The organism is Bacillus cereus group sp. MYBK79-1 (assembly GCF_051915365.1).
Lineage (GTDB): Bacteria > Bacillota > Bacilli > Bacillales > Bacillaceae_G > Bacillus_A.
Genome location: NZ_JBQAEO010000038.1, coordinates 1 through 1561 on the forward strand (window position 1 = coordinate 1; position 1561 = coordinate 1561).

Consider the following 1561-nt stretch of genomic DNA (forward strand, 5'->3'; position numbering starts at 1 on the left):
TCAGGCTGTGGAGAAAGTCTTCTCCACAGCCTGTTTTTGTGTCTGAACCTCTTTTTATGTGTCAACACTGATAAAAAAGAGGAAAAGGAGAGATTTCTTATGATGGGTGCTTTAAAAAATCATCGTGATGAGCGTGTGTCTGTTTCTGTAGAAGAGTTGGTTCCGCAGGATCACTTCCTTCGTGCGATTGAAGCGACAATTAGTTTTGACTTTATTGAGGAGAAGTTACGCCCCTATTACTGTGAAAACAATGGACGTCCGTCAATCCATCCTATCGTTTTATTTAAGATGATGTTTATTGGATATTTTTATGGTATTCGTTCTGAGCGTCAATTAGAAAAAGAGATTAAAACGAATATTGCCTACCGTTGGTTTTTAGGGTTTTCTCTATCAGATATAATTCCAGATCATTCTACAATCAGTTGGAATCGTCGTACCCGTTTTGTTCATACAAATATTTTTGAAGAAATTTTTGATGAGATTGTGAGGCAAGCGACGGAGCACCGAATGGTGGGAGGACGTGCGCTGATGACAGATTCTACACATATTAAGGCAAATGCCAATAAAAATAAATTTGTACATAAATATAAAAAAGAAAAACCAAAGTTTTATATAGATGAACTAGAAGCTTCGGTAATCGAAGATCGTGAGGTACACGGAAAAAAGAATTAAAACCCAGAAAGGAAAGTGATACCCCTACTAAAAAAACTCGAGTAAGTACAACGGATCCAGATAGTGGATTTTTAATGAGGGATGGAAAACCGAACGGTTTTCATTTCTTAGATCATCGTACGACTGATGCGAAATACAATATTATTACAGATACCTATGTAACGGCTGGAAATATGGCAGATTCCGAGCCGTATTTAGCGCGCCTCCAAGCTCAGATTGATAAATTCGGATTTAAAGTGGAAGCTGTCGCTCTTGATGCTGGCTACTTTACAGGCTATATCTGTAAGAAATTATCAGAACGGAATATATTTATGGTGATGGGGTATCGCCGATTTGGAAAACGAAATAAAGAAGTACCGAAAAGCCAATTTAAATATGTAGAAGAAATGAATGTATTCGCTTGCCCGATGGGATGTATTTTAGAATATGTAACGACGGATCGTGAAGGATATCGTCAATACAAATCAAATCCAGAAGACTGCGCTGTTTGTCCACTACGTGAGGTATGCTTTTCAAAGAAACAAAAACAAAAAGTTATTACTCATCATATATGGGAGAAATATAAAGATATCGCTAGAAAAAACAAACTAACAGCTACAGGGAAAAAGCTGTATAAAGTACGCTGTTCAACTATAGAGCGAAGCTTTGCGGACGCTAAAGAACTTCATGGCTATCGATACGCTCGGTTTCGAGGGCTGAAATCTGTCCAAATGCAGGCTTATCTCACTGCCGCTTGCCAAAACATGAAAAAAATAGCCCTCCATCTAACCAAAAAAGGGTTAGTGGAGGGCTATTTTTCTAAATTCTATTATTTCATGTTGTTTGCTTTCATTAAAATCAAAAAAGATATCAGAGTGTTGGGAACCCTAAAGGGTTTCCCAACACTCTG

The 1561-nt window shown here is 37.7% G+C and carries 1 protein-coding gene; it reads left to right on the top strand.

The window, feature by feature from the left end; translation table 11 throughout:
• Positions 1-99 precede the first annotated feature (99 nt).
• Positions 100-1561 (top strand): IS1182 family transposase gene (locus tag ACTFOB_RS26265; protein ID WP_440030134.1). Its coding sequence is split into 2 segments (ribosomal slippage), with 1463 coding nucleotides annotated over them: positions 100-661 and positions 661-1561; the frame shifts between segments, so codons are not numbered across the junction. This gene is flagged as partial in the annotation.